Origin of the sequence: Asaia sp. HumB (genome assembly GCF_030263835.1) — a bacterium.
Taxonomy (GTDB): domain Bacteria; phylum Pseudomonadota; class Alphaproteobacteria; order Acetobacterales; family Acetobacteraceae; genus Asaia; species Asaia bogorensis.
The window spans coordinates 2375188-2399360 of record NZ_JARPML010000002.1 but is presented as its reverse complement, the minus strand read 5'-3'; the positions used below and the strand labels follow the sequence as shown (position 1 = coordinate 2399360).

General features: G+C 59.2%; 19 protein-coding genes and 1 tRNA gene. 5 read left to right on the top strand and 15 right to left on the bottom strand.

Annotated features, from left to right (window positions below; translation table 11 throughout):
• The first annotated feature begins 26 nt into the window (after positions 1–26).
• Both P5689_RS11875 and P5689_RS11870 read left to right on the top strand, forming a co-directional pair.
• The gene (locus P5689_RS11875) at positions 27–1145 is read left to right on the top strand and encodes an alpha/beta fold hydrolase (RefSeq protein ID WP_285533306.1); all 1119 of its coding nucleotides are present in this window, start codon (positions 27–29) and stop codon (positions 1143–1145) included.
• A gap of 137 nt (positions 1146–1282) precedes the next feature.
• Positions 1283–1359, top strand: a tRNA-Arg gene (locus P5689_RS11870).
• 138 nt (positions 1360–1497) lie between these two features.
• Here the strand turns inward: P5689_RS11870 and P5689_RS11865 are convergent.
• The 3 genes from P5689_RS11865 to P5689_RS11855 all read right to left on the bottom strand — a co-directional run bounded on the left by P5689_RS11865 (position 1498) and on the right by P5689_RS11855 (position 3353).
• Positions 1498–1887 (bottom strand): heme-binding protein, encoded by a 390-nt coding sequence (locus P5689_RS11865; RefSeq protein WP_023978688.1) that lies wholly within the window; start codon positions 1885–1887, stop codon positions 1498–1500.
• A 530-nt stretch (positions 1888–2417) separates the two neighbouring features.
• Complete coding sequence (locus tag P5689_RS11860) at positions 2418–2570, bottom strand: hypothetical protein (protein WP_285533304.1); 153 nt, start codon at positions 2568–2570, stop codon at positions 2418–2420.
• Positions 2571–3038: 468 nt separating this feature from the next.
• Positions 3039–3353, bottom strand: a complete 315-nt coding sequence (locus P5689_RS11855) for a multidrug efflux SMR transporter (protein WP_285533303.1) — start codon at positions 3351–3353, stop codon at positions 3039–3041.
• Between the two features lie 251 nt (positions 3354–3604).
• Between P5689_RS11855 and P5689_RS11850 the strand changes: the two genes are divergently transcribed.
• The gene (locus P5689_RS11850; RefSeq protein ID WP_285533302.1) at positions 3605–4666 is read left to right on the top strand and encodes an oxidoreductase; all 1062 of its coding nucleotides are present in this window, start codon (positions 3605–3607) and stop codon (positions 4664–4666) included.
• Positions 4667–4722: 56 nt separating this feature from the next.
• On the opposite strand, the gene P5689_RS11845 is transcribed toward P5689_RS11850, so the two are convergent.
• From P5689_RS11845 to P5689_RS11830, 4 genes are all read right to left on the bottom strand, one after another.
• Positions 4723–6249 carry a glycoside hydrolase family 32 protein gene (locus P5689_RS11845; protein WP_285533301.1) on the bottom strand — a complete coding sequence of 509 codons (1527 nt, stop codon included), beginning with the start codon at positions 6247–6249 and terminating at the stop codon, positions 4723–4725.
• Positions 6250–6444: 195 nt separating this feature from the next.
• Positions 6445–7920: a DUF2252 domain-containing protein gene (locus tag P5689_RS11840; protein ID WP_285533299.1), complete on the bottom strand. Its 1476-nt coding sequence runs from the start codon at positions 7918–7920 to the stop codon at positions 6445–6447.
• A gap of 101 nt (positions 7921–8021) precedes the next feature.
• A complete protein-coding gene (locus P5689_RS11835) occupies positions 8022–9260 on the bottom strand; it encodes an SLC13 family permease (protein ID WP_285533298.1) in 1239 nt (412 codons plus the stop codon).
• A 12-nt stretch (positions 9261–9272) separates the two neighbouring features.
• A complete protein-coding gene (locus tag P5689_RS11830) occupies positions 9273–10505 on the bottom strand; it encodes an MFS transporter (RefSeq protein WP_023978928.1) in 1233 nt (410 codons plus the stop codon).
• 354 nt (positions 10506–10859) lie between these two features.
• Here P5689_RS11830 and P5689_RS11825 point away from each other — a divergent pair, with 354 nt between their 5' ends.
• Positions 10860–11138 (top strand): hypothetical protein, encoded by a 279-nt coding sequence (locus P5689_RS11825; RefSeq protein WP_285533297.1) that lies wholly within the window; start codon positions 10860–10862, stop codon positions 11136–11138.
• 103 nt (positions 11139–11241) lie between these two features.
• On the opposite strand, the gene P5689_RS11820 is transcribed toward P5689_RS11825, so the two are convergent.
• From P5689_RS11820 to P5689_RS11795, 6 genes are all read right to left on the bottom strand, one after another.
• On the bottom strand, positions 11242–12570 hold the full coding sequence (locus P5689_RS11820) for a lipopolysaccharide biosynthesis protein (protein WP_285533296.1): 1329 nt from the start codon (positions 12568–12570) through the stop codon (positions 11242–11244).
• A gap of 14 nt (positions 12571–12584) precedes the next feature.
• Positions 12585–13772, bottom strand: a complete 1188-nt coding sequence (locus P5689_RS11815; RefSeq protein WP_285533295.1) for a glycosyltransferase — start codon at positions 13770–13772, stop codon at positions 12585–12587.
• A 337-nt stretch (positions 13773–14109) separates the two neighbouring features.
• Positions 14110–14451 carry a hypothetical protein gene (locus P5689_RS11810; RefSeq protein ID WP_336718339.1) on the bottom strand — a complete coding sequence of 114 codons (342 nt, stop codon included), beginning with the start codon at positions 14449–14451 and terminating at the stop codon, positions 14110–14112.
• Positions 14452–14548: 97 nt separating this feature from the next.
• On the bottom strand, positions 14549–16420 hold the full coding sequence (locus P5689_RS11805) for a potassium transporter Kup (RefSeq protein ID WP_285533294.1): 1872 nt from the start codon (positions 16418–16420) through the stop codon (positions 14549–14551).
• Positions 16421–16448: 28 nt separating this feature from the next.
• Positions 16449–16664, bottom strand: coding sequence for a hypothetical protein (locus tag P5689_RS11800; RefSeq protein WP_062164157.1), 216 nt, complete (start codon positions 16662–16664; stop codon positions 16449–16451).
• 190 nt (positions 16665–16854) lie between these two features.
• Positions 16855–18285, bottom strand: a complete 1431-nt coding sequence (locus P5689_RS11795) for an ATP-binding protein (RefSeq protein WP_285533293.1) — start codon at positions 18283–18285, stop codon at positions 16855–16857.
• A gap of 163 nt (positions 18286–18448) precedes the next feature.
• Here P5689_RS11795 and P5689_RS11790 point away from each other — a divergent pair, with 163 nt between their 5' ends.
• Complete coding sequence (locus P5689_RS11790) at positions 18449–18793, top strand: hypothetical protein (protein WP_285533292.1); 345 nt, start codon at positions 18449–18451, stop codon at positions 18791–18793.
• Between the two features lie 403 nt (positions 18794–19196).
• Here the strand turns inward: P5689_RS11790 and P5689_RS11785 are convergent, their stop codons facing one another.
• Both P5689_RS11785 and P5689_RS11780 read right to left on the bottom strand, forming a co-directional pair.
• Positions 19197–19751: a hypothetical protein gene (locus tag P5689_RS11785; RefSeq protein WP_285533291.1), complete on the bottom strand. Its 555-nt coding sequence runs from the start codon at positions 19749–19751 to the stop codon at positions 19197–19199.
• Entirely contained in the window at positions 19748–24082 is a 4335-nt protein-coding gene (locus P5689_RS11780; protein ID WP_285533290.1) for a hypothetical protein, read from the bottom strand. The genes P5689_RS11785 and P5689_RS11780 overlap by 4 nt, the downstream gene beginning before the upstream one ends.
• Positions 24083–24173 lie beyond the last annotated feature (91 nt).

Here is a 24173-nt window from a genome sequence, read left to right as displayed (position 1 = left end):
CGCCCCGAGGACGCAATACTCTCCCGATGATACGAGAGTTCCGCCCACATTCAAACTACCGTCGCAGGACAAGGGCGATCGATGCCCGCCCCGAGAGAGGCAAGGGCGCGCCCGTTTCGCCACGGGCATGGCTCGCGCGCCTCGTTCCTGTTGTGATCTGCGGCCTGATCCTGTCGGGGTGCACCCCCGCCCCACCCCGCCGTGCTCCGCAACTACGCGGGCAGGAAGCCGCGCTTGTTCCTGCCTCAATGCATATCACCCTGTCTGACGGTGCCGTTGCGCCGCTGCGTGTATGGCCTGCCAAAGCGCCGATGCGTGCCATCATTCTGGCGCTTCACGGCTTTGGTGACAGTCGCGACGCCTGGGAGTTCTCTGCACCACAGCTCGCCGCCTCAGGCATCGAAACCATAGCGCCCGATGCCCGCGGCTTTGGCGAAACAGCCAGTCGCGGCCGCTGGAGCAGCACCGCAAGGCTGGTTCAGGATGCGCGCGAAGAGGCCCGCTTCATCCATGCCCGCAACCCGACCCTGCCGCTTTTCATCATGGGGGAGAGCATGGGGGGCGCGGTTGCGACCATTCTGGCGGCCGATCCGCAGGCAGCCCGCGAAGGCGCGGGGTTGAGCGGCGTCATTCTCGTCTCTCCCGCCATATGGCGCTTCGACCCCTTCTCACGCCTTGTTCTGCAAGGGCTCGACGCAATCGCCCCGGACTGGGTCTTTACCGGCGCGCATGTGCCGGGGGAGCATATCGCCACCAACAACATTGCTGCCCTTCGCCGACTCTATTTCGATCCTCTCACCCTGCATGAATATCGTCTGGACACATTGCACGGGCTGGTCGAACTGATGGCCGATGGCCAGGGCCAGGCACGTAATGTCCAACTTCCCATGCTCGTCCTGTACGGCGATCATGACCAGATGATCCCGGCCCCGCCCATGGCCTCGTTTTGGCACCACCTGCCTGCGAGCGTGCGCAAGGACCTCATTCCCGGGGGGCACCATCTGCTGCTGCGCGACCGCAATGGGCGCAATGCGACGGGCGACATCGCTTCATGGATTTTGCACCCGGACCAGCCTCTCCCCTCTGGTGGCGATGCCGCCGCGGCAGCATGGATGGCGGGTGATCCGGGCCATTTTGCTCCCTGAGTCTTGCCCTGCAAGACGCCCAACGCAAGAGGTGTTGAGAGAGCGCCTGCTCGTAAAACAGCGATCACACGTCTGATCGACACCCGAAAATTGGGACTGGCGTGCTCTGGAAAATCTGGTTATGAAGCGAGCCAGCGGGACCCGTAGCTCAGCTGGATAGAGCGTCGCCCTCCGAAGGCGAAGGTCGAAGGTTCGAATCCTTTCGGGTCCGCCATTTCTCTGAAAATTACATCAGCTTCAACGGCCCTGTAGCGCGCCATGTTCTCTACGCGCTTTTCAGCCGAGGCAGAGTGCCCCTACAGGCCAGCCCCCAACGATGCGACGCGCTGGCTGGGGGCCGCAGAAGACCAACTCAGCTTATGCCGAAGGCCTTGATTGTCACCTCGGCCAGACGGGCATCGGTCTCACCCTCCCCGCCGCTCAGTCCCAGCGCCCCGATGACCGCTCCATTGACCATGATGGGTGCACCGCCGCCTGCAGGCAGAACATTGGGCAGAGCAGCAATCATGGTCTTGCCCGCATGCAGGGCCTTTTCCATATCCTCGGTCGGACGCAGGAAAAGGGCTGAGGTACGTGCCTTGGACAGGGCGAGTTCGATGCTTCCCAGCTGCGTCCCGTCATCCTTCTTGAAAGCCACCAGATGGCCACCGGCATCCACGACGGCAACCGCAACCTTCACGCCGCGCTCGCGGGCAATCTGCAAGGCACGGTCGATATAGTCCAGGGCGGTAGCGAGCTGCATCGGAATTCTCTTTCTAAGTAGGTCTGAAATCCGACTATAGGGACAAAAAATCCGGACGTCCGATCACGCAACGGCGAAGATTGTTACGACAGCGATTCGCTCGCCTGCCCCCAGGCGCAGGACAGCCCCGACGCCCCGCGCCATGTCGTGTGACAGTGGCAAGTTCGGAAGAGGCTCGGCCTGCCCCCTGAAAATGCTGCTGCACATGAAGCGTTCAGTGATGGATGAAACCCATGCCGGTCTGCAGGGCCGTGCGGGTCATTTCAGTCCATAGACCACCCATATGGGATCCCCCTCCATGTGATCCATGCGCGCCATCGCTCCGTTGCGCCTGATCATCAGCACCCTCGCTGTCATCCATGTCTGGCTGCGTATGCGATGCACACCCGGTAAGGCTTAGAACAAGGCAGAAACCAAGTGTCCGGGCTTTATATGCCAACGCTATGGAGCGTCCGGGCGCCTGCTCGCCATCACGAGATCGCCCCCCGGCATGCCTCCTCGCGCCGTTGTCTTCAGGGGCGATCAGCACGTCACACAGGATAGGCGGGATCATCGCCCATATCCTTCCCCATCGGGAGGGGGCGGCGGGGGCGGACATCCATGCGGGGGATGGTGCCAGCGCTGCCCGTCTCCTGGTGGCGGCCCACGATCATCATCCGGCGGCGGAGGCGGATGTCCGTCATCTCCCCCCGGAGGTCCCCTTCCGTCCCGTGGTGGGGGCGGGGGACGTTTGCAACGCTGTTCCTGCCCGTCCTCCGGCCCGGCGGATGAGGTGGAGCCATAACCGGGCGAGGCCGTATAGACCTGCCCGTTATAGACCGTATTGCTCTGCGCAAGCGCCGCAGAAACCGACCCGGCTGAAACGAGCACAAGCAATGCGGATGTCGTGATCCGGAGTATCATGAAAGGGCGTGATCCGTCTGGCGATTGTCCTGCTCATTCTATGGCAGGGTGCTTCATACCGGACGAGGAACGAAGCGAAAGGGAATGTAACCGCCCCACGTTTGCTCGCAGTCCATCAGGGGACGGGATGCGCGATGACCTGAACGATCTTTGCGAGCTTGCACGGGTGGAACGCGATTAACCCTGACCAGCACCACCCTTCGCTACTCACGACCCGGTCAAAAGGCTAAGGCGTCAGGAGCCGCTTCTTACGTGGCCCATTTCATCAGAAGCAGGCCAGCGAGAATGAGAAGGGCCGCAACGCAGCGCAGAGGACTGCCAGCCTCTCCGAAAAGCATGATCCCGATGATGAATGCCCCGATCGCACCAATACCGGTCCAGATCATATAGGCAGTACCCAAAGGCAGGCTCTTCATCGCCCAGCCGAGGAGCCCGACACTCACCACCATGCCAATGATTGCAGCAAGGCTTGGCCAGAGACGCGTGAAGCCCTCGGACTGCTTCATGGCCGCAGCCCAGAAAATTTCGCACATACCAGCAAGAAAGAGCGCGATCCACGCCATGACGGACCTCCTGAAACGGGTTTCGCCGGGCCGTCCCGGTCTTGAAGCTCGCATGGAGGCAGGAACGTCGTCGCTGCTGAGGTCATCATAATCTGGCTGGAGACAGAGTTCAAATCGGCACGACGGGACAACTCGCGTCGTGCCATGGCGATAAACTCACCGAGACAATCGGCGGCCTATCGAGACTTCGGACGCTTCGCCGTATGCCGGAACCGGAAAACAGATCGAACACCTAACGGGAGGAAATTCTCATGGCAGCACGCATCACGCAGGCGGCACTGGTCGGATATGGTTACGTGAGCCGTGTTTTCCATGCGCCTTTCATCGACTCCCTGCCCGAATGGAACCTGCATGGCATCGTGTCGAGCCGGGCCGATGAGGTCCGGACGGACCACCCTGATTGCCGCGTCTATGATGATCCGCAGGCCGCTTTTGCCGATCCGGCGATTGATCTGGTGGTGATCGCCACCCCCAATGACACGCATTTCCCGCTTGCCTGTGCTGCCTTGGCTGCGGGCAAACACGTCCTGCTGGAAAAGCCCTTCGCCCTGTCGCTCGATGAGGCGCGTCAGATCATCGCAACGGCAGAACATCATGGGCGCGAACTCTGCGTCTTTCACAACCGCCGGTGGGACAGTGATTTCCTGACAATCCGTGCCGCATTGGCGCAGGGTGTCATTGGGCAGGTCCGTCATTTTGAATCGACCATCGATCGGTACCGCCCTCAAGTGAGGGATCGCTGGCGCGAGGGGAAAGGCGCTGGTGCGGGTGTCCTGTTCGATATCGGTCCGCATCTTGTTGACCAGGCACTTCAGATTTTCGGTCTGCCCGAGCAGGTTCAGGCCTCCATTGCCCTCCAGCGTGACGGCGCACTCAGTGATGACTGGGCTCATATCATTCTGGAATATGGCCCGACGCGGGTCATCCTCCATACGGGTTCACTGGCGGCCGGCGGGGCCGTCCGCTTTCGTGTGCATGGGACGGGCGGCACCCTGATCAAGACACTTGGCGACCCACAGGAAGGGCAGCTTCGTGCGGGGATGACGCCGGGCGAGAAAGACTGGGGACAGGACCCGGATCGCCTGCAGATCCATACCGATGAAACGAGCTTTCATGAAACCGACGCCCTGGCGGGTGACCAGCGCGAATTATATCGCCGCCTTGCAAAGGCCCTGTCAGGCGAGGGCGCAAACCCGATCAGGCCAGTCGAAGCGCTCGCCGTCATGGCGGTGATCGAGGCAGCAGCCCAGTCGGCTCGGGAGAAACGGGCTGTTCCCCTCCCCCTGACGGAGGAGGAGAAGGCAGCTTACTGACCGCTCAGGGGCGTTCTGTGGAAGCAGGGGGTGGCAAGACTACCCCCTGCGGGACTTCAGAGCGTCGCTCGGCACATCGTCTTGTCGAGTGTGTGAATCTCGAGCGTCTCGATCGTGAACCCTGTCCCCTCGGTTACAAGACGCAGGCGGTCAAGCGGTCTGGCCGGGTAAACGAGCGCCGTCGCCGTTTCCAGATACTCATTGGCGTAGAGTTCAAAGGCGCAGCCATCGAGAAACAGATGCAGGTCAACACTGCGGGCATCGGGGTAATAGGCCGTATTGACTGGCGCGGCGAAACGCCCCGTGAAGAACGGATGATCGAACCCGCGCAGCTTGCTGCGATCCAGCCAGATCTGCGTTGATGGCACGTCATAACCAATCGACAGCTTTTCGCCGTCTTCATTGGCGAAAGCCAGTTCGAAGCGATTGATCACAGGGCCATTCTGACCCGGTTCAGTCTGGCGATATTCATCGGCAGTCAGGCGAATGACAATCTCGATGGCCTTGCCCACCGGGAGAGGAATTTCCCGACGCGTTGACACGGCAAGATAACGGTTCGCCTCGCTCAGAAGCGGAAGACGAAGTTTTTCCACGCCGCGTGGTTTCTGCACAAGGCGCGGATAGCCGTTGGTGTCCTGTATGATGGTCATGCTGCGCGGCAATGACATCGCGCCACGCCAATCCTGCGTCGGGAGTTCCTGACAGTACTGCCAGTTCCCCATCCAGGCGATATTGACCGCCTCGGAATCCGGCATGTCGCTCCACACCTGCAGGGCATAGGCATCCTTGGCGAAATCGGTCAGGCGGAGGATCGCATCGCAGGGTGTAAACACCGCACCATCGAAATCACCGATAAAGTACTGCGTGACACTGCCCCCCATCGGGCTGCCCGGATTGATCGAGACAAACAGCACCCAGCGCATGGCGCCGGTCTCGTCCCTCACCTGGATGAGGTTGGGACATTCATAATTGACGGTCGGCAGTCCCGCAGGGCCAAAATGGCTGAGATGCGTCCAGTGGATCAGATCATTCGAGGCATAGAAGCCGATGCGATGATGATCGACCTCGGCAATGACCATCACCCATTTCTGCGTGGGCTCGTGAAAGATCACCTGGGGGTCGCGAAAATTTGGACTGCCGATGTCGAGAACGGGATTACCCGCATATTCCTCAAAGCTCTGGCCGTTATTGTCACTGATTGCGAGATACTGGCTCTGTCGCGTCGACAGGGAGCGCGTGTAGAGCGCTGCGATGTTGGTGCCATGGGCATTGGCGAACAGGCCCGACCGATTGTCACGATCGAGCACGGCACAACCCGTATAGGCTTGGCCGTCAACCGTATCAGGCACGGCGATTGGCTGATCTTTCCAGCTCAGCAGATCCGTGCTTGTGGCATGGCCCCAGCAGATATTGGCTGAATACGCGGCGTCAGGGTTATGCTGGTAATAAAGATGATATTGCGTGCCATCGAAAACGAGTCCGTTCGGATCGTTCATGAAGCCCGTGGGAGGCGTGAAATGAACTGAGGGTCGATACAGCTTGCCCGCCAGAGCGACGGAACATTCGGTTTTCCGGTCAGTCATGTTTTTCCAAGATCTTGTTGAAGATTATTTATGAAAACAGCCCCTTTTCGATCAGGGACAAAACATAAATAATGGCAAAATGCCAATATGTCAATAATTCATGAATTATCCGAACCTTGTTACCAGGCCAGCCAACGGGGCGGGGCGGTGTTTCCGCCCCTCTCAATCTGCCTCTGGCCGACGGTTGACGGGCTCCTATGCGCTTCTGCCTCGTCCCGTACGTCGCTTAGTGCCCTGCCCCGCACCCCGGCTCTTTTTCCGGTCTTTCGTTTCACCAGTTACGCTAAGCCTGCCTGCATCGATCGCCGCGTTGAAGTCTTCCCAGTCCTTGCGCGTCTGACCGGCGTAAGCCTCGGCGAAATCGGCTATCGCGCCTGCAAAGCTGTCGCTGCTGCCCAGATAACCCGCAATCTTCGCCACATCGCCAGAACGCGCATGAGCACGTGCCAGCGCCCTGCCGCACAGGGCGGCATAATCATCCAGCCCTTCCTGCGCCACATCTGCACCGATAGCGGCAAGACGACTATCCTTGAGGCGCCGGACATAGAACTGCCTGTTCGAGCCATCAGGCGCATGATTCAAGCGCTTGGTGTTCGTTGTATGGGTCCAGCCAAGAAACCTGTCTGAAGAAGCCTGCATCAGGCGCTGGCCCTCCACCACGCGTTGCCCGTGATTATCGTAGTGAGGCCCTCCGCAATAAGCTGCGAGCACTGATTCCTGCGCCTCCTTGATCTGCAGCAGCAGGGTTTCGCCATCGGCCGTGGCAAACAACCCGATCGCGCAATAAGTGCCGACACTCCCCACCCCAACAACCTTGAACAGCACATCCTTCAGCCGGTAGCGCGACAGCAGCACCGCGCGTTCGGGGGGCTGGGTGGCGATGTAACGTACGAAGGCCTGGTGGATGGTCTCGTCCTCGTCGGGCAGACGCACCACCAGCGGCGGTTTGACACGCAGGCTGGGTGTGTTCTTGTCGAATGAGACCAGACCGAAATGGTTACGCGCGCTTTCCAGCCGTGCCTTCAGACGCTCACGCACGCCCTTGCGTGTATGCTTGTCGGAGAAATCGGCTATGGCGGCTGCAAGATCGATCCGGTCGGACCAGATTTCCAGCGGGCTCATTGGCGCAAGACGGGTCATCTCATCCTGATAGGTCCGCACCGCCAGAAAGGCGTTATGCCGCGCCTGTCTGTCAGCCGCCCCTGCCTCGCCGCTTGCAAGAACCAGCGACGTTGCAAGACGCTTGATGTCCCATTCGAACGGGGCAGGACAGGTCTCGTCAAAATCGTTGATGTCAAAAACGGCTATACCATCAGCCGAGGCATAGGCTCCGAAATTGGCCATATGGCAGTCACCACAGCTTTGCACATACGGCCCGCTGGCGACGGTATGGGCCAGATCGGCGGCCATGACGATGGCGCTCCCTCGCATGAAGGCAAACGGAGACGCACGCATACGCTCATAACGGATCGGCAGCAGGTTCTGGATACGGCTCTCACCCTGCCTGACAAGCAGATCGACCGGGTCGACCCGATCCGAAGGCGGCTCCCATGCGGCGTGGGCGCTGCGGGGCACGGTTTTTCGCAGGCCCTGCCCCGCCTCATGGCGGGCATCGCGTGTCTCGAAAACGGATGTGGCGATGGAAGCGGGCGGTTGCGGAAGTTCAGCCATGCGAAAAGCAGCCTCGTATCGGTCAGGAAGCCCCCAGTCTTCCAGATGACATCCAATGATACAATCCGCCTCTCACGCTATCGGGGGCGAAACATTCGCGCTCAGATCATCAGAACAAGCAAAGCGGCAATCAGGGCGGGTACGGTCAGCGCCATGCCAAAGCGCATGAAGCGCCCATAGCTCATTTCAAGATCGTGCTTGCGCAGGATAATCAACCAGAGCACCGTTGCCAGAGAGCCGCTCAGCGTCATGTTCGGCCCTAGATCCACACCAATCAACAACGCATCCTGAAAGGCGCTCCCATGGGATGAGAGCATCGGGGCAAGCTGGGCGGCCATCAGGCCCGAGGGCAGGTTGTTGATGATATTGCTCAGAATGGCCATGCCAAAGCCCGTCACCATGACGGCCTCGGTCCCGTGACCACAGGCGAGAATAAGCCGGACGAGCAAGGCGATAACACCACTCTGCTCAACGGCTGCAACGAGCACGAAGAGACTGGCAACCAGCGGAAAAACCGACCAGGAGATTTCGCTGAGCCCGGGCAGAGGAGACTGGCGTCGGCGCAGCGTTATCACGGCATACAGCGCCACCCCTCCCGCAGCTGTTGCCCAGCCCAGCGAACCATGCATGAACGAAACGAGGGTCAGCAGCAGCGTGATGACAAACAGGGCCAGCGCACTGAAACGCGCCGTCGCATCCAGCTCCGGCAACGGCTCCGACTGGTCGAACTCCACCTTGATCCTTTGTCGCATCATCCAGAAAAGCATCACAAAGCTGATCCCGATCGCCATACAGGATGGCACGAGGAAACGCCCCAGCCAGGGCACGAGGCCGGGGGGTGCTCCTCCGTAAAGCACGAGATTGGCCGGATTGCTGATCGGCAGCAGAAAGCTCGCCGCATTGGCGACAACGGCGCAGGCCAAGAGCGAGGGATAAGGATCGATCCTGGCCTTGCTGGCGACCGCAATGACGGGCGGTGTCAGCAGGATGATCGTGGCATCATTGGAGAGAAAGGCCGTTGTGACGATTGCGACAGCAAAAATGATCAGGAACAGCCTTTGCCCGGAACTGCGCGCCCGGCTCAGCGCAAAGGCCGCCAGCCAGTCGAACAGCTTTTCCTGCCGTGCCACTTCGCTCAGCAGCATCATGCCCAGCAGGAACAGATACACTTCCTTGCCCGAGGCGATTGCCCGGCCAACATCTGGCCAGGCAATAACCCCTGCAAGCGGCAGGGTTATGGCGGCGAGTGACGTCCAGAGCGCCTCGGGCAATTGCCACGGCCGCAGCAGTAATCCCGCTACAGCGAAAAGACAGGCCCCCCACAGGATAAGCGCCTCCATGGCGGTTGTTCCTCAGGCTGCCACGGCAGCAGGGACGCCCTGCTCATCCGGGTCACGTGTTTCGGGCATGAGCGTCAGGAAAAATACCAGCGCCATTACAGCAATGACCGTGAGGGAGAGAAAGCCGGCGTGATAACCTTCGAGCTGCACGATGTATCCGCCAATCAGATTGCTCAGCCCACCACCGATGCCGACGCTCAGCGCCACCATGCCCTGGAGGAAGTTGAACCGCCCCGTTCCATGCGTCAGATCAGCCGCGATGATGATGGCGATCACGCCGAAGATACCGGCCGCGATACCATCCAGCACCTGAATGGCAATGATGGCCCCCGGCGCGTCGAACCACGTGAACAGCAAGCCGCGTATCGGCAGGATGGCATAAGCGAGCAGGAAGATGGGCTTACGCCCGATGCCTCGCGCCATTGCGCGCCCGACCCCCCAGGCCACGAGCATCATCACGAACTGAGCGACGATCACGCAGGCGCTCAACGTAACGGTTTCGGAACCCGGATGGCTTTTGGCCATGACCTGACCGGCAAAAGGCAGCATGGCGGCATTGCCCAGGTGAAACAGCACGATGGAGCAAAGAAACACCCAGACGGGACGTTGGCTTACGAGAGAGCCGATGGAGACAGGCGGTTCATTCGAGTCATCCTCACTGCCACGCGCAACCTTCTGGTCAATCTCACCCGGTCGTATGAGTAAGAGCGCCAGAGCACTGGCCAGAGCAGAGCCGCAAACCAGATAGAAAATCCAGTTAAGTCCCCAGTATTGCCCGCAGAGCCCGGCCAGCGCCGCTGAGGCGAAGGAACCGAAATGGTTGATACCCTGGTTGCGACTGATACGACCGGGCAAGCGGCGACGCCCCACAAGCCCCAGTGAAATGGCAGCAAGCGCTGGCGGTATGACCGCGGCAGCCGCTCCCATCATGATCTGCGCTGCCAGAACAGGGGCCATGCCGGGTACCGCGATGATCAGGATGCAGCTCAGGGCCGTGATCACCGCAGAAATTGCCACAAGGGCACGTTTGTAGCGGATCGAGTCCACCATCAACCCCGCAGGGATCTGGCAAAGCGCCGTGGCGAGCCCTGTCATGGCCATGGCAACGCCAATCGGCCCCGCCTGCCAGTGTCGCGCACTGGCGAGATAGACGGTCAGGTACGGACCGACGCCGTCCTGAACGTCGGCCAGGAAAAAATTGGTTGCATCCAGCCCGGCCCGGCTGCTGGCCGAAGGACCCCGCATCGACCCGGTCTCTGCCGGCGCCCTGTCCGCCTGTGCCTCTTTCACGTCTTCACTACCACCATAATTATATTAATAAATGAATTGATCGATCAATTATTGTTGCCGGCCATTAGATTATCGCCCTTGACCTGCCAAGTGCTTGAGAAAAACAGTCATGGTCGTTCACGCGACATTGCCTTTCTCCAGCGGTTTGATCGGCAGTACCGGGTGATCTCTTCATGGCTGCCAGATTATCGCGATGAAGAAACATCTTGCGTGAACGGTCGCCCCTGCGAGATGTTCCGAACATCCGCTGGCAAGTTTCCCGACCGCTGCTGACACCCCGGATAGAACGCATGAAGGGAGGAGAAAATCGTGCAATCTACCATCGCGAGATCGCGCCCCGATCTGCACGCAACACGGCTGCTCTCCTGGTTGATGTGCCTTGCCTTTATGTCGGTTGGGCTGATGCGCTGCTTCTGGCCCTCGCATGTCGGATTATTCGTCTTCCCCGATCATCACTGGGCATTCGGCATCGTGCGCGATATCGCAGGGGGACACGAATATGGCGGCGCGTCGGTCACCCCTGTGTGCCTTGGCATCGCTGCTCTGCTGTTTCTGGCACTGGACCGGTCGGGGAAATACTGTCGATAGCGGTTGGGGGGTATAAGACACTCAACTGTAGACGCGCTCCAGCGTTCCAAAGCCCCTCGGTAAACCCGTCACGGATCTGCCGAGCGCTCAGGTAACGGCTCCCTCAGACCACGCCGTAACGTTCAGCCCAGCGCGGAGAGATCCAGCGCGCGGCAAGGAACAGGCAGAGGGCGAAAATCATCACCGAGCATGCCACGCTGGCCAGAGCAGCCCCTGTCACACCGATGACTGACATGAGGCCCGCCAGCACGACAAAATAGAGCACCATGACGGCGAGCCGATATTTCAGGATAATCGCAAGCCGCCCCATAACGGTCAGCAATGTCTCAAGCGGGATGATGCACACCTCAAGCAGGGCGCTGCATACCATGAGAAGAATGATGAGGCGCTCATGGGCAAAATTGTCATGCAGCATCAGATGCAGGATCGCCTTGCCCCCGAACAGCGCCACAAGCACTGCCAGTATCGAAAACCCGATAATTACCAGTGCCAGGCGTCGTGTGACATGGCGCAAGGCCTGCCAGTTCTGGCTGTCGCGAAACCGCACGAATTCCGGATACAGGCTCGGGATCATCATCTGGGCCGGCTTGGCAAGACCATCGCATATCTGCTTGGTCACGCGATAAATCGCGACATCACGCGCACCGAGCACGGCACCGATGATAAGCGTCCCACCCTGTCTGAAGACAGCATCCAGGATCTGATTGACGCTGACCCTGATGGTGAACCCCCAGATACCGACAATATCGGCGGCACAGAAAAGGCAGGAGAAGAACCCGATATCCCGCCCCATATGACGGCGCAGAAGGATAAACCCACCAAGGCTCGTCACGGCGAACAAAGCTGCCTGATGCAGGAACCAGACGAACAGGAAGAACTCCAGCGAGGCATGAAGCAGATAGCCGATCAGATAACCGATCGTACGAACACAGGTCGAAACGAAATCGAACAGGGCTGCCAGCCCGAAACGGTTGCTCAGCCGGATCAGCCCCGTGGACCACCCCGTATTCATGAAGGCGACCGTGAGCATCATCCATGAGGCATCACGCTTGACCGCGTCCGACCAGCCCAGAAAATGCGTGCCCGCGACGGCAATCACAATCAGACCGCCAACCAGCCCCGCCAGACCGCTAAGCATGTCCGAGCGCATGCAATAGCCCAGTATGGGCATGAAACGCCTGCGATCCCGTGCCTCATATGACGCAGCGCCATAATGCAGCAGCGTTTGCCATGACTGGAGATGCGTCATGTCTGAAACGAGCATGACGAAGGTGGTGATCAGAAGCAGCACACCAAAGGTTTTCAGACCCAGCGTGTGCGCAGCCCATGCCACATAGGCAAAACTACACAGCGCATTGATGATGCGACTGGAAACCAGAAAGCCAGTATTGCTGAAGATGCGGTGCAGCGCCGAGCGTTGTTCAGAACCCATGATCAGGCAACAGATTACGCGCGGGCCGTTTTGTCAAAGCCCTGCCCTGCCAGCCCCGGAGTGATCGTCTGTCGCGGCTGCATGAGCGTGAGGAAAAGCCGCCCCCCATGCGAGACATGAAAGCGATCCACCAGAGGGGTCAGGTCCGCGGGCAGGGTCGGTGCCTCGTCCAGCACATCGGCCAGAGCATTGGCCAGCGCCACTTCGTCACGCGTGGGTACGATCCGCCCCGCAGAACGGCTCGTGATGAATGTGCCCACCGCGGGTGAGCAGTCTGTCGCGACAACCTGACGTCCGGCAGCCAGAGCCTCGATCAGCACCGCGCCAAAGCTCTCGCAATGAGACGTCAGGGCGAAAACCCGCGATTCCGTAAGGACTTCCCGTATGGAGGGCACATAGCCGCAAAGCGACACCCGGCCTGACAGGTCAAGTTGCTCAATGAGGGTTTCCAGCTCGGCGCGCGCTTCACCCTCGCCGCAGATCACGAGATTTGCCTGGGGGTGGCGCACCAGCACGAGGCGAAAAGCCCGTATCAGGCCGTCAAATCCCTTGATGGCAGTAAGACGCCCGGCGGCCAGAATGGTCTTGCTGTCCGTCGGTACCGGTGACGGGGGGGCCTCATCCCACAGCGCCGGAAGCGGGACCACATCGACCGGTGTTCCTCTCAGGATTTCACGCGTCTGCTGCGCCAGATCATGACTGAGCGTTGTGACCCGATCAGCGTGGCGTAACAGAGTACGCATGCGACGGTCGTAGCGCGACTGCGCCGCAGGAGAGCGGCCTTCGCGACAGACAGGTGAACTGACCTGCGCAAGAATGAACGGACGCTTTTCGCGCGTCAGTGTGGCCAAAAGGGGCACGACCGGCCAATGGCTGTTCCCCGGTATGTAGACAGCGTCGAAGGCAAAGCCGGCCGCACGATGCCGGGCCCGCCATGCGAGCATCCAGACCAGAGCCGTATCACTCAGCCGTGCGGTAATGGCGAAATCCACGATCGCCACGCCCCTCGCAACGAGTGCGCGCAACGGTCCGGTCCCCCGCCCGGCCATGATGATAACCTCCAGGCCGCAGGAGGCCCAGAAATTGGCAAGGCCGATGGCCACGCGCTCACTACCGCCGAGACGGAAGTCACGCAGGACAATGCCGATGCGCGAAAGAGGCTGCTGTGCCGCAGGGGGGCGAATAGGCAGTGTGACAGACATGACGGGCGTGCTGATCCGCGAAACTGGGATATTGAGGCCTGATTGTCATAGTTTGACACAAGATACAATGCGTTACTTTAAAGTTACCGATTAATTAGCGTTTGTCGCCTGATGTTCGAGATGTGCCCACAAAAAACCCCGGCAGCGCATCAGGAGATGATGCCTTGCCGGGGTCTCGGATTCAGTGGTGTTCAGGCTCTCCGTCCGGGACGTCATACTCCTCAGCGGGACGAGCCTTCGCGTACCGGTCGACGCATCGATTGATGACGCGCAATCGATGAAAGGACGACCTTGATGGCAGGGAGACTCTCATCGACCGGGTTCGCTGGAGGCGGCTTCAGTTCTTCGGCGGCGGGGCGTCAGACGGGGCAGATTTTCCCGGCTGTGTCGAGTGTTCGACATCGTAAGCCGTGGCCTTTTCCTCGTAGCTGCCCTTGGCGCCCGGATGCTCCTTGTCATAAGCCGCTGCCTTTTCCTTGGCCTCCTTACGGTATTCATGACGGCGATACATTCCCGTTGCGCATCCGCCCACAGCACCCAGCACGCCGTGATTGACCAGATGGCCGCCTACAGCACCCGCCGCGCCATATTTCAGGCAGCCACCCGGCTCAGCCATGGCCTGCGGGAGCGTGATGATGAGGCTTGCCGCCATGAGCGTGCAGCCGAAGAGATGACGCATGGTATGATTCCTTCCAGTCTGGCCCCGTCGCATTACTGACATCGGGGCGAGGTGAGCGTAACGCCCTTCATCACTGAAGGGTCGCAAACATGTCAGGTCAGATCTCGACCTGATGGCCAATCTCGATCAGTCGTTCGCGCGGCAGGGTGAAGCGATCAGAGGCCCGCACAGCGTTGCGATAGAGAAAGCCAAAAAGGATACGACGCGGCGAGACCATTTTGGGTGTCTTGAGGTCAGGCACCACATCATCATCGCCCGCAAAGAAAACGACCGTTTCGAGATCGAGATCACAGCCCGCCTCCTTCGCCTGACCCAGCACATAATAGAGGTTCGGTATCTCCACAAAACCAAAGCTGACATTCACGGTCCAGATACCGTGGCCGACCTCCTTGACCGACATGCGCTCATCGGCTGGCACACGGGGCACCGTATCGAATTTCACATTCAGGATGACGACGTGTTCGGGCAGGCAATGGAAATCGGCAACGTGGCGCATTACGATGGGTGGCAGAGCCGTCTCATAGCGCGAGAGGAACACCGCAGCGCCGGGTGTGCGGATCAGTTCTCCGTCGCGCAGCTTCTGCAGCACCTTGTCCGAACGCTCACCCAAGGGAGCAAGGCCAGCGCGCAGCAGGGTGATACCGCGACGCCAGGTGGTCATGATCACATAGATGAACAGGCCGATCAGCAGAGGCACATAGCCGCCCTTGTCGATCTTGATCAGATTGGCAACGAAGAACGCAACGTCGACCACCGAGAAGCAAAGCGCGATCGGCAGGGCCTTCCAGAGTGGCCATGACCAGCGTTCACGCATGACATCGAAAATGAGCAGGGTCGTCATGAGCATGGTGGTGGACACCGCCGTGCCATAGGCACCGGACAGGGCATCTGAACTCTTGAAGCTGAGCGCGATGAGCAGTGTGACGATCATCAGCGCCCAGTTCACTACAGACACGTAGATCTGCCCGTATTCCTCATCCGAGGTCTGGCGGATGTTGAGGCTCGGGAACCAGCCAAGCTGCATGGCCTGACGCGTGAGCGTGAAGGCGCCGGTGATGATGGCCTGGCTGGCAATGATCGTGGCGAAGGTCGCCAGAATGACCATGGGCAGCACAAGACCATGCGGCATGGAAGCAAAGAACGGATTATCCTTCACCTGCGGATGGCTGACCAGAAAAGCCGTCTGCCCGGCATAGCTCAGCACCAACATAGGCAGCACGATCACCGCAAGGGCAAGGCGTACGCTGGGCCGGCCCACATGGCTCATATCGGCATAGAGCGCTTCAGCACCCGTTACCGAGAGAAAAACCGCCCCCAGGATGATCAGGCTGTTCGCGCCGTGCTCATAAAGGAACCGCAAACCGTAAAGGGGATTGAGGCCCACCAGCACGTAAGGATCATGCAGCAGGGAGAAGAGACCAATCCCACCAAGGGCCAGAAACCAGACCAGCATGATCGGGCCAAACACGGCACTGATACGCGCCGTACCCAGTGGCTGTATGGCGAAGATGCCAAAAAGGATGACGGTGGCGATGGGCAGGATGTAAGGCTGGAGCGACTTCGTGACAATGCCAATGCCCTCTATGGCGCTGAGCACCGAAATGGCCGGGGTAATGGCGCCGTCACCGTAAAGCAGCGCCGCGCCGAACAGCCCGGCTGCGGCGAGCAACGTGCCGCGTGCATACCAGTGTTTGCCGAACGAGCCGCCAACAAGGGAGAACAGGGCAAGGATACCGCCCTCCCCCCGGTTATCTGCCCGCATGACCACGGTCGCGTATTTCACCGCAACCACCATGATCATCGTCCAGACAAGCAGAGAGAACCCACCAAGCAAGGTCACCCGGTCGGTCGAGCCTGTGTCGTTTAGGACGGTCTGGAGGGTGTAGAGTGGACTGGTGCCGATATCACCAAAAACGATGCCAAGGGCTGCCAGTGCGCCTGGCAGCACCTTTCTGTGTTCTTCGGCCATACGGCTCCCCGTGCAAGAGACCCCGCGATCACTCGTGGCGAGGCGCGTCGGAGTCCAGAAGTTTGACGTCGATGATCATCGCACCCGAGAAATACATGGGCTTGACGAGATGCTTGATGATGTAGTGCCCGTCGCCCCCCTGGATATGCACCGGCACGGTGATGTCGTAGCCGGAGAGACGGGCATCGTAGGTTGCATCCGCACCATTAAGGGCTACGAGGGCGATCAGTTCATCGTTTGTCATAATTTTATCCAGAACCTTTCAAGGCCAGTTACAAATCGGGTTCCCTGATCAAACGATACCGTCCACCGCACGGTTGCAGCCCGCGGCTGCTGAGGTGGAATACGATTTTGTCATCCGACGCGGGACGCTCCGCTCGTCTCGTAACATTGGCATCCCGCACCCGGTGGGGCGGTGTCCGGCTGTTACGCCTTCAGCCGGTCTGCCAGCCATGCCCGATGAAAGCGACGCGCCGGCCCACTGGCATGTCCTGCACCACGATGATCTGGCGTTCCTCCAGATAGGCAAGCTGCCGACGCGCCCTGCCGAGCGAATGCGTGCCATAGGCCTCGGCTATGGCCTCATCACCGGGGCACGGCGCTCCGTCCAGGGCGGCACGTGCCAGAAGCAGCACGACACCCTGCACATCTTCAGGCACGGCCCGGGCTATATCGAGCGCCTGCTGCCAACTCTCCTCCTGCGCCTGCTCGAAGCTCGCCCCCGAGCGCACACTCGCAAGCAGCAGGCGGAACGCGCCGAGATCCAGCACATTGCGGTTGAGCCGCTCGATGCGGGCGCGCAGCTGGAAATCCTGATAGAGCGTGGCCAGCGGGCGATAGGCCGAATCCGTCTCGGCAATCACCGCCTCGACCAGACGCCAGAGCAGTTCCGGCGCAGCATCGATTTCCGGCGCGACCTCCTCGACCGGCGCTGCGGCCGAATAAGCGTCGAGCTGCGCCAGCAGATCGGGCGCGGGCGTACGCCGCTCACGCGGGCGGGGCGTCGCTTCCACAACAGGTTCGAGAATGAGGCTGTAATTATCCTCGGCGGGACGTGCCTCGAACGGGGTCAGGACCGGCCCCGTCGCGTGGCTGGCCGTCTCGACCGTGCCGATCGTGACCATGAGCGGCCTGCGGCTCAGCGCGGGGCCGAGCGCCATGAACTGGCCGCGCGCCAGATCACGAAACCCCTCTGCCGTGCGGCGCTCCATCCCCAGGAGATCGGCCGCGCGAAGCATGTCGATATCGAGGAAGGTACGGCCCATCAGGAAATTGGAGGCCTCGGCCGCCACGTTCTTGGCGAGCTTCGCCAGACGCTGCGTCGCGATCACCCCGGCCAGACCACGCTTTCGCCCACGACACATGAGGTTGGTCATTGCCCCAAGGGACAGACGCCGCGCCTCATCGGAGGTATCACCACTCGCGACAGGGGCGAAAAGCTGCGCCTCATCCACGACCACCAGCACCGGAAACCAGTGCGCGCGCGGTGCCTCGAACATGCCGTTGAGGAACGACCCTGCCGCCCGAAGCTGCATTTCTGCCTCAACCGATTCCAGATTGAGCACCACCGATGCCCTATGGGCACGCGCGCGCTCACCGGCAGCGCGGAGTGTGGCCTCTGTCTGTTCCGATGCATCAATCACGAGGTGGCCGTATTTATCGGCCAGTGTCACGAAATCACCCTCGGGATCGACGATAACCTGCTGGACAAGCGTTGCCGTCTGTTCAAGCAGACGACGCAGCAGATGCGACTTTCCCGAACCCGAATTGCCCTGCACCAGCAGGCGGGTTGCGAGAAGTTCTGTCAGGTCCAGCTGGACATCCGCACCGTCGCGGCCACGACCCATGGTAATCGATACGCTCATGGGGGTCTCCCTAGCGCAACTCGCCTCTAAAGTCAGCCATTCGCCAAGGCATGAGAGCGGGTTTTAGAGAGCGCCGCGGTACCACGAATTCGCACTGACCCGGGTTCGGGACTCAACGATCGAGGGAAGAGGATCTGACTCACGCTCTGCGAAGAGGCGCGAGTTGGATGAACTGGCATGGCTGACAGATGAGTGGAGCGTGCGCCTTGAACCGCTTGTGCCAAGAAGCCACCGAGTGCTGCACATCAATGATCGGTACACGCTGAGCAGGATGACTCTTATCGATCGCAACACGCGCTGCGATAACGCTTTTCCGCAGGCTTATGGGCCGACCAAGGCGCCCGACAAGCGCTGGAAGCGTTACGGTGCTACGAGGTTCTTTGCCCGGATAAGAAGCGGCCTGTCCACTCTGGGGTTGGATCATCAGATGATCATGCTCGAGGAAGGGTGTTTCAAGCTATGGAGTGCGGCATCGTGCCTGCCGATCAGGCGGGTTCGGGACGCCTGATCGGGCAGATCAGAAAGGGCGTGCATACCGGTCAACACGCAGTAACGGATCGAAACAGCCGTCTGATCAGGTTCTGCACGATGGCAGGCAAGATCAGCCGTCGTGCATGCGCTGCGACTCTGCCAGATGATCTGGCGTGCAGCAAAATGGCTTATGGCCACGCAACGCCTCACTGACTGAGCAGGGAACGGGCTAGAGGGAGAAAAGATCAAGCCCTGCGCCACGGCGGCGCAATCGTATCAGAATCGTGTTCGCTCGGCTCAGGAGCTAATGGCGAAGCCAGCCCGCTCAAGCACATGCCCGACCGTCTTCCTTCACCATCTGCCACATCGCGCCCGTCATGTGCCGGCCGGAAGCAAGACCTCCATCAGCTATAGTGGTCCTTGCGTAAAGCCTGTACCGTTCAGGCGTAATTCGGCTGGCAACGATCCAGAGCCTGCACGGCCACTTCGCCGAATTCGAGATCGTTCAGATTGATCGAGGCGTGAAAGACCTTGCCGAAATTCTCATTGGTCCCCCAGGCGGAATGATGCGCGCCACTGCCGCGGGAAGAAAGCATTTCGACCTCATCATCCTTATCCTCAGGCCAGTCTACAAAAACCATTGCCGATTTTGACATGGCACTCAGAAGGTCCTTGAAGCCGAACTCCTGCTGGATACGTAGCCAGAACTCATTAAATTGGGCTCCCGATTCCGGCTCCATGGAATCAAAGGGTTCATCCGGGATAGGCCTAGGTAAGCGAGCCCCGAAATCTTCACTGCTATACAGCGCCTTCTTGAGATTGGCCCCGATCCATTCCGTCGTGACCTGTTTGCGGGGAATGAAGGTGGACCAGCCAGAGCGTGAGAAGTAACTCCCCCCCCAGCGTTCCATGCAGATTACGGCTACATATTTTCTGGTGCGGATGAGCCGGGCACGACGGGTGGGGATCTGCCAGGAGGGAATGATGGTGCTCATGCGATGTCAGCAATCCTGAAGTCGATGGTTCTACTGCCCACAGAGTCAGCGGCAACGCGGATCTTCGCGCGTTTCAGGGCCTGACATATCGCCCTCCACTGATTGTCAGTTGGCTCGGAAGGCACCCCGATATCCAGCACATAATTCTGGATATCAGCCTTGTTGAAATCCAAGTTTGGGTTAGCGGGAGGGTTTGGATAACGATAGATTCCTCCATCGTTTTTATAGCGGATCATGGCCTCGACATTGGCCATAATTCGCCCCTGAAGCCGGGTCATGTTCTGATAGGTCTTGCCGTTCAGATCCATGGTCTTGTCACTGACTGCGGTTGCTGTTTTCTTATTCCACTCATCGAAGGCTTTCCAGTTGCTGCGGTTCGTTTGGTAATCCGCCAGCCATTCATAGCCTTCTTTCTTGAGCCGCTGAGCGTCCCAGACCTCGAACGGATTGCCCTGCGCCTTGATACCATTGCCTTGTGATGTCCATTGCACGCCACTCGACCATTGCGCGGTCGACACTCCAGCCATCTGGCGTCCCGGTACTGCATTGGCCGCGCCGATCTCGCTGTTACTGACCGTCAAACTGCCATTCTCCCCGAGGATGGCATGCGCAGGTTTGAAAATCACCGGATCGCAAGGATCGGGCTCCTTCTGCTTCTGGATCGTGTCGATATTGTTCAGCACATCCATCTGATCGATCACGGTTTCAAAAAGCAGAGTACCCCCCATCGAGATCACGCGTCTGAACTCCGCGGCGGACGCTGCCTCGTTCATCATGGGGGTGGTCAGGGCACTTGCCAGAAGTGCCGAAGCCTGATCGGGCGAATAAGACACGTTCTCGACCAGCTGGGCATATGAGGCCGTGCCGTCGATCGCGTGATAGGTGGCGGCTTCTGCAGCAAGCTGGTCAGCGCTCTGATTCTGAACCTGGTTCCACGCGATATTCAGATGATACATGGCGGTTGCCATGCTCTTTAACTGGATATCGGTCGGCAAACCCTGCCCCCAGTCCTGATAGATTGACTGAAGCGTTTGCACGCCCGCAGGAGTAAGCTGCGCGCTGACAAGGGTGCTTTCATAGGTTGCCTGACCCGAACCAATGGCATCTTGCTGCGTCGCGAGCCATGCCGATGTGGTGATCGTCTGGCCTTCCCCGAACAAGAAAATCCCGGCATTTTTGAGGCTGTCCGCCTCGGCAGCGCTATGGGCAATTGCGTAACGGAGATCGGTCAGACTTGCGCCTGCGACCTGTCGTGCCTGATGGTCGCTGAGATCCTGCGCGGAAGGCTGCTGGGCGGTGCAATCGACACAGAGTTGCGTCAGCCGGGCAACGCCTTCGGTCGAGTGAACCAGAGTGTAGCGGAAATCGGCAAGGGTCTTGCCGTTCGTAAGCTCCGTCTGTTGGTTGGCGAGTTCCTCAGAACTAAGCGTCCGCCCCAGCACCTTGAGGGCGATATCTTTCAGCGCAACGCTGCCTTCATTATGCGCGATGGTTCCGCGCATGTCGGTGTAGCTGGTGCCCTGTGCGAGCCCGTTCACCCATGACCGTATCTGTTCGTCGTTCGGTGTGATGCCTCCTGCCTCGGTATAGGCCTTTCTGACGGCGCTCTCTCCCTCCCAGGCGCGAGCGATGCCACCCGTGATATCTGAGGTGGAAGAGCCCGTCGCTAGAGCACGTTGATACCAATCATACTGACTTTGCGTAGGATTCTGGATGCCTGCAGTGCGTGCGAAGGCTTTTTGTACAGCGTCATGTCCTTCCCAGGAATAGGCTAGCTTACGCGTAATATCCGCGACGCTCGCGCCGTTTGCGAGTTCTCGCTGATAAACATCATACTGGACTTGCGTGGGGTTCTGGATACCGGCCGTTCGGGCATAGACGTTGCGGACAGCGTCATGTCCTTCCCAGGAATAAGCTAGCTTACGCGTAATATCCGCGACGCTCGCGCCGTTTGCGAGTTCTCGCTGATAAACATCATACTGGACTTGCGTGGGGTTCTGGATACCGGCCGTTCGGGCATAGACGTTGCGGACAGCGTCATGTCCTTCCCAGGAATATGCTAGCTTGCGCGTAATATCCGCGACGCTCGCGCCGTTTGCGAGTTCTCGCTGATAAACATCATACTGGACTTGCGTGGGGTTCTGAATACCGGCCGTCTGGGCATAGACGTTGCGGACAGCATCATGTCCCCAGTCGGACCACGCCAGATTCTGACGCAAGGTGACGTAATTGCTGCCGTTGGCGACAGCATTCTGGAGCCACTGCACATCTCCGTCACCAGGGTCTTTGCCCGCGACGTTGCGGAACATGACCCGATAGTCCTGCGCTGCGGAAACGCTATGAGCCTCGTTCCAGCGATAGTCGGCTACAGACCAGCCGTTACCGATTTGTGTTGCTGCGTAATTGCGGTCTCCTGCTCCGGGGGCTCTGCCATGAACGGCTTGGAAGGTGGCATCGTACCCCCCGTTATCAGCAGTCCAACGCGCTATAGACTGACGAATCTGCGCCGGGGTCTGGTTTCCATTGCCGAGTTCATCCTGCCGGGCTCTTACCCATGCTGCATCACCGTCCTGATAGGACCTGCCCTGCGTTGTCGAGACGATCTCTCTCAACTGGTTGGCTACGGCATCACTATGGGCCTCGTCCCAGCGATATTGCTGCAGGGAAGCGCCATTGCCAATCTTCTGCTGGGCATACTGGATATCTGCGGATGATGGTTCGCGCCCGTGAACCTGGCGAAAGACGTTGCCAAACTCCTGCGATGTCTGCCCGTTATGGGCCTCGTCCCAGCGGTATTGCTGCAGGGAAGCGCCATTGCCAATTTTCTGCTGGGCATACTGGATATCTGCGGATGATGGTTCGCGCCCGTGAACCTGGCGAAAGACGTTGCCAAACTCCTGCGATGTCTGCCCGTTATGGGCTTCATCCCATATATATTGCTGCAGGGATGTGCCATTACCGATCTTGTCCTGTGCAAAGCGGATATCTGCTTCGGAGGGCGGATGACCGTGAACATCCTGGTATTTTTGGGCGTAAAGCGCCGCTGCCCGTGAAGAATGAGCAAGACTCTGGCGCTCGGTGGAAAGCGTCGCATGCCCTATCGAGATTTGCGTGACGGCATCAGATAGTTCAGATGACGTGATTGCGACCCCGAGAACCGTATGCCAGATATTATTGAGCTGGGTCGTGGTCTGATTGTCTTGCGTTGCCAGCATATGCAGGACGTTCGAGATCGTCTCCTGATTCCCCATATGATGCTGTTTGATTTCACCGTGCAACCAGTCACGCAGCGCGATATAGCGATCGTGTGGTATCGGAGTTCCAATAACGTTGTAGCCGATCGTATCCGCATTACCCTCAAACCACGTCTGCACGGTATCAGCGCGCGCGCCAGAGTCACTTGTCGCGTAAGCGTGCATAGAGGGTTGAACCCAAGCCGCATCGCGCCGGTCGCCAATGTCATCATAAGAGGTATTAACGACGACGCCTGGATAGGCGCGATTGAAATTATCGGCCAGGCTTAGCTGGTTTGCCCAGCTATTGATTACGCCATTAACAACGACAACACCACTTGCCTCGTAACTGTAAGATGGTGCGTCTCCATAGGATGATAATACAACAGCATTGCTGCGTAACATCATGCTCGGTTGGGCGGCTGCCGTGTTTACACTCGAGGATTTCGTATTGACTGCTATAGTGTTGATTTGACTGTCTTGGATTATACCTGAAGACATCCGATCCTGAACTGTTTCAGTTGGCGATAAAAAAGAGGCTTGCCCAACTGCGCCGGTTACTGTTTTTGGCTCTACTACCGACGTAACGGAAGGGGCAGCCGCTACAAACGCCGTTTTATCGCTGGATGTATTAGCCGTTTTCCCGTCATCGACGACGGCAGGCGTTTTGATTGCGGTTGTATCGCTCAAGAATTGTAATTTGGGCAAACCCGTAGAAGGGTCTGTTGGCTGGGACAGCGCCTTGTTACTTGATGACAGTAGATCAGACGCCGCGTTTCCGGCGGCGCTCGCAACTTCACCTAAGTTATTGCCTAAACGTGTGGAAGAAGAAATCTCAGGCGCGAGGTCCTGTGTGCTCTGGCCTGAGCGATTCAAGTCCAGAGAAATGCTCTTTGCCTGCAAGGCGGCAAGTTGATCACTGACACTGCCTGAGGCTCCGCCCGCGCTGACAGTTATGTCGTGTGGCTGGCCGATAGGCGATGTCATCGCTGTTGTGACGAGCATAGTGGGCGCCGTGCCGGCCATACTGCCCGCCGGTTGAACCAGAGCATCCATCCCGTGTTCGGGGGGAAGCAGCAGCGTTTGTATGTCCGACATGGGTAGCCTTTTGCTCGTTTGTTACTGATGTAACGGAAAGCAAAACTTTGTCGTTATAAAGCCGTCAATCGATGACAAAATATTTCAAACT